General features: G+C 62.0%; 6 protein-coding genes. 1 reads left to right on the top strand and 5 read right to left on the bottom strand.

Features of this window, described 5'->3' with window-relative positions; genetic code table 11:
• From phnG to phnC, 5 genes are all read right to left on the bottom strand, one after another.
• A partial coding sequence (gene phnG, locus WBR57_RS13545; protein ID WP_424084244.1) for a phosphonate C-P lyase system protein PhnG occupies window positions 1–266 on the bottom strand: 266 nt, incomplete at its 3' end.
• Between the two features lie 11 nt (window positions 267–277).
• Window positions 278–982: a phosphonate metabolism transcriptional regulator PhnF gene (gene phnF / locus WBR57_RS13540; RefSeq protein ID WP_424084243.1), complete on the bottom strand. Its 705-nt coding sequence runs from the start codon at window positions 980–982 to the stop codon at window positions 278–280.
• 36 nt (window positions 983–1,018) lie between these two features.
• Complete coding sequence (gene phnE / locus WBR57_RS13535; protein WP_424084242.1) at window positions 1,019–1,801, bottom strand: phosphonate ABC transporter, permease protein PhnE; 783 nt, start codon at window positions 1,799–1,801, stop codon at window positions 1,019–1,021.
• Between the two features lie 130 nt (window positions 1,802–1,931).
• Window positions 1,932–2,933 carry a phosphonate ABC transporter substrate-binding protein gene (gene phnD / locus WBR57_RS13530; RefSeq protein WP_424084241.1) on the bottom strand — a complete coding sequence of 334 codons (1,002 nt, stop codon included), beginning with the start codon at window positions 2,931–2,933 and terminating at the stop codon, window positions 1,932–1,934.
• Between the two features lie 32 nt (window positions 2,934–2,965).
• A complete protein-coding gene (gene phnC / locus WBR57_RS13525; RefSeq protein ID WP_424084240.1) occupies window positions 2,966–3,799 on the bottom strand; it encodes a phosphonate ABC transporter ATP-binding protein in 834 nt (277 codons plus the stop codon).
• 511 nt (window positions 3,800–4,310) lie between these two features.
• Here phnC and WBR57_RS13520 point away from each other — a divergent pair.
• Complete coding sequence (locus tag WBR57_RS13520) at window positions 4,311–4,586, top strand: DUF6124 family protein (RefSeq protein ID WP_424084239.1); 276 nt, start codon at window positions 4,311–4,313, stop codon at window positions 4,584–4,586.
• Window positions 4,587–4,671: the final 85 nt, after the last annotated feature.

The following is a 4,671-nucleotide window of genomic DNA, read 5'->3' as shown; positions in this document are numbered from 1 at the left end:
GCGTGCAGCTTGTCGCGCCCGGCCAGGTAGCTGTAGCCGGTGCGGCCGTCGGCCAGGCGCACCACGCAGCGGGTCACGCTCATTTCGCCGACGTTGAACGGCGCACCATTGCCGCCCATGCGGCCACGCACCAGGGTCATGCCGATTTCCGGGGCACGGATCAGTTGGTATTCCGCGTCCTTCAACGCGGCTTCGTGAGGTTGCAATTCATTGAGCTGGGCGCGCGCTAACACGCCGATCCAATGCTGACGCGGGGACAGGTTCATCAGGGTCTCCATCAGGTCACCACTTGGTACTGGAAGCGATCCGAACGGCTGGTGGACTGCGCCAGCTCCACCGGGCGGCCGTCGCGATCGCAGGAAAGGGTAAACACGGTGAGGGCCGGCAAGTGCCGCGGCATCAGCAGCAGCGCGGCTTCATCACGGTTGGGCAAACGCGCGCCGATCAGGCTTTGGGTGCGGCTCAGCGGCAGGTCCCGCTCGCGCAGGTACTGGCGCAACGAACCACCGGCGTAGTCGGCCAGCAACGGCGCGCGGCTGGCGCAGTAACGATGGCGGATCAGGCTGACCGGCTGGTGGTCGAGCTTGCGCAAGGTTTGCAGCTCGATCATCGGCGCCATCTCGGCGATGCCCAGTTGCAGCGCTTCTTCGCGGCTGGCGTAGCAGTAGCGGCGCTTGAGCAGCAGCGCCTGCACACCGACGCCCTGGGCCGACAGGGATTGACTGAAAGCGGTCTCGGCGGCCATCGAGTAAATCAGCGGGCGGTCGAGCACTTGGGTGCCTTTGCCCTGGCGGCGCAACAGGCTGCCTTCGAACACCAGTTCGTCGATGGCGCGGCGCAAGGTATGGCGGTTGACGCCGAAGCGCTCGGCCATGTGCACCTCGCCGGGCAGGAAGTCGCCAGCGCTGTAGTTGCTCAGTTCACGGCGCAGGATGTCCGCGAGTTCGCGGTACACCGGCTCATCTTGTCTAGACAACTGCATGCTTAAAAAAAGCGCCGCGCGGGCACCCCTCCGGTGTCAGATGAACTGCTTGCGCAGGCGTTGGGACAGCACGTCGATACCGCTCACCACCACGATGATCACCAACAGCACCGCGCAGGTCTGGACGAACTGGAAGGCGCGGATGTTTTCCCAGAGGATCACGCCGATCCCGCCGGCGCCGACCATGCCCACCACCGTGGCCGAGCGCACATTGGCTTCGAAACGATACAGCGCGTAGGAAACCCACAGCGGCATCACTTGCGGGATCACGCCGTAGATCACTTCCTGCAAGGCGCTTGCGCCGGTGGCTCGTACGCCTTCTACCGGGCCGGGGTCGATGGCTTCGACGGCTTCGGCGAACAGCTTGGCGAGCACGCCGGTGGTGCTGATCCACAGGGCCAGCACGCCGGCGAAGGGACCGAGGCCGACGGCGACCACAAACAACATGGCGAACACCATTTCATTGATCGAGCGGAACGCGTCCATCACCCGGCGCAGCGGCTGGTGCACCCACCACGGGGTGATGTTGTCGGCGCACACGATGCCCAGCGGCACCGAGCAGACAATGGCCAGCACCGTGCCCCAGAGGGCGATTTGCACGGTGACGATCATCTCCTTGAGGTAGGCGCGCCATTCGTGGAAGTCCGGCGGGAAGAAGTCGGCGGCGAAGGTCGCCATGTTCCCGGAGTCGCGGTACAGCGCCAACGGGTTCATCTCGGCGCCGTGCCAGGCCCAGGCCAGCAGCACCAGGAACAGGCCCCAGCCGAGGTATTGCGGCCAAGTCCTTTTGCCAACAGCTTCAGCGTGCAGAGTGGTCATGATTGTCCTCGATCAAAATGTGGGAGCTGGCTTGCCCGCGATAGCGGTCTGTCAGTTACAGATTTGTTGGCTGACACACAGCAATCGCGGGCAAGCCCGCTCCCACATGAATCCGGTTACTACAGAGGGGTTAGCCGTTGGCTGCAGTCTTCTTGTCCAGCTCGCTGATGCGCTGTTGCAGCTTGGCCAGGTCGGCGTCGATATCCGCCAGCTTCTTCGCCTTGTCGGCCGCTTCCAGCTTGGTGTCGGCGCTGACGGTGGTGCGCTGCTTGAACAGTTCCAACTGGCGGATCGGCAACAGCTGGTCATCGCTGGAAGGCAGGAACTTGCCCAGCTGCATGTTCTTCAGCACGGCTTTCTCTTCATCGGTGTCGCCGTAGTTGGCGAAGAACTCGCGGATCTTGGTCTTCTCGCTGTCACTCAGCGCCTTGCTCCACACCATCGGGTCAGCGGGGATCAGCGGCGACTTCCAGATCACCTTGAGCATCGCGGCCTTGTCCGGCTGGGTGACTTCGAGGCGGTCCCAGCTTTCAGTGTTGAAGGTCGCCACGTCCAATTGCCCTTTGGCCACGCTGAGTGCGTTGACTTCATGGCTGGAGTTCAGCGTGCGCTTGAACGCGGTGGCGGCGTCGACGTGGTTCTTGGCGAACACGTAGTAGCCCGGCACCAGATAGCCCGAGGTGGAGTTCGGGTCACCGTTGCCGAAGGTCAGGTTCTTGGCGTTCTTGAGCATGTCGTCGACGTTGTTGATCGGGCTGTCCTTGCGCACGATCAACACGCTCCAGTAACCGGCAGCGCCGTTGGCGGCGGCGGTCTGGGCAAAGATTTCGCCGTTGGAGCGGTCCACCGCTTCCATCGCCGCCTTGTTGCCCAGCCAGGCCACGTCGACCTTGTTGAAGCGCATGCCCTGGATCAGGCCGGCGTAGTCGGAGGCGAAGGTGGCGTTGATGGTCAGGCCGGTCTTCTTGTGCATGTCATCCAGAAACGGCTGCCAGATGCTCTTGAGGTTCTGCGAAGACTCGGTGGACATGATGCCAAAGTTGATGGTTTTGTCGGCGGCCTGGGCGTTGCCCATCGCGACACTGGCCAGCAACACGGCAGACAGAAACACGTGGCCGATACGGTTCAACATGGAAGGATTCCTGTAGGGTCGTGAGTAGGGTTTCAAGCGCGCGCCAGGGCCAGCCGAGGGGTGACCTCGGTGCGGCGGGACTGGTCGGAAAACATCAGGCTGGTGTCGACATCGGCACCGTACAAATCGTTGAGGAACTGGCTGCTCATCGCGCTGCCCTGCCCGTCGAAATGGATTCGCCCGTCCTTGAGCGCCACGGCGCGTGGGCAATAACGCATGGCGTAATCGACTTGATGCAGGGTCACCACCACGGTCTTGCCGTCGCGGCGATTGATGTCGGCAAGGATCTCCATGACCTTGCGCGCCGACTCCGGGTCGAGTGAGGCGATGGGTTCGTCGGCGAGGATCACTTCGGCGCGCTGGGTCAACGCCCGGGCAATCGCCACGCGCTGCTGCTGGCCACCGGACAAGGTCGAGGCACGCTGCGTCGCCAGGTCGGCCAGGCCCACGCGGGCCAGGGATTCCATGGCAAAAGCCTTTTCCTCGGCATTGAACAAACCCAGGTTGCCGCGCCAGCGCGGCATGCGGCCCAGGCAACCGAGCAGCACGTTGTCGAGCACGCTCAGGCGGTTGACCAGGTTGAACTGCTGAAAGATGTAGCCGATGTCTGCACGCAACCGCCGTACCTTGCCATTCAGGCGTCCACTGGCCTGCACCTCGCGGCCCAGCACCGTGACGCTGCCGCCATTGCGCTTGTCGCAACAGGCCAGGCCCGCCAGGTGCCGCAACAAGGTGGACTTGCCGGAACCGGAAGCGCCAATCAGCGCGACCATCTCACCGGCAGCAATGGTGAGTTCGAGGTCGACCAGTGCGGATTTCTTCGCAAAGGTCTTGTTCAAATGATCGACATGGATAGCGTGAGTCATGGGCTTCTCTGTCTTGTTTGAACAGCCAGGGGATGGCTGCGGTTGAGTTCAAACGACAGTAGGCGCGGGAGGTGTCAGTGCTATGACTTGCACATGACTGGAGGGGGTCGGTTGGATGAAGGTTTTGTGAAAGGTTGGACGTGCCGAAAATCGGCTTGACCCTGTAGTGACTTGACCGTGTGGTGAGCAGGCTTGCCACATGGGTTCGCCTCCATATAGTCATTCGACGTTTAGGACCTGCCCTACACAGTTTTCGGGTTGCGTCCGAGTAACCTCGCCGCTAACCTTCGCGGGTCGCTGCAAAATCAGCGAACGGGTGTGGTAGCCCGGTTCTTTCATAGATCCCCGAAAACGCTCCAGGGCGTTTTTTTGTGCGGGCTGCTTTGTGGCGGCTGTGCACGGGAGGCTTCGGCCTGCCGGGTTTCTATGACCGGTCTACCACCCCGTGTACAGTCGCCTCCTTACATCGTGTGGTAGCGAGATGGAGGTGCTTATTCATAGGAGCTTCCCCATGAAAAAAGTCACACCCAACCCCCCGCCATCTCATTCAGAGGGTGCCCCACAAACACCCCCCAATTTAATCTTCACCGTGCGCCCCGGCCTAAGCACCGAAGCGGCCTTGAGCAATGCCAGCGAGATGCTTGAGTCAGCGACTGTGTGTGCGTACGACTGTGCCGAGCGCGTCGAAGGTTCAAGCCGCAAGCAGGTGCTCGCGGTGGTGCAGATGATTGAGATTGCGCAGTTATTGGTAAATGAAGCGCTGAACCGGGAGTGTCCGGTGGCTTGATAGCGCGGTGATCCCCTGTGGGAGCGGGCTTGCTCGCGAATGCGGTGTGTCATGCAAAGACACTGTGACTGACACTCCGCATTCG

This window comes from Pseudomonas sp. (genome assembly GCF_049590575.1).
Lineage (GTDB): Bacteria > Pseudomonadota > Gammaproteobacteria > Pseudomonadales > Pseudomonadaceae > Aquipseudomonas.
The sequence above is the reverse complement of the archived record's forward strand: the minus strand, read 5'-3'. Positions and strand labels throughout refer to the sequence as shown.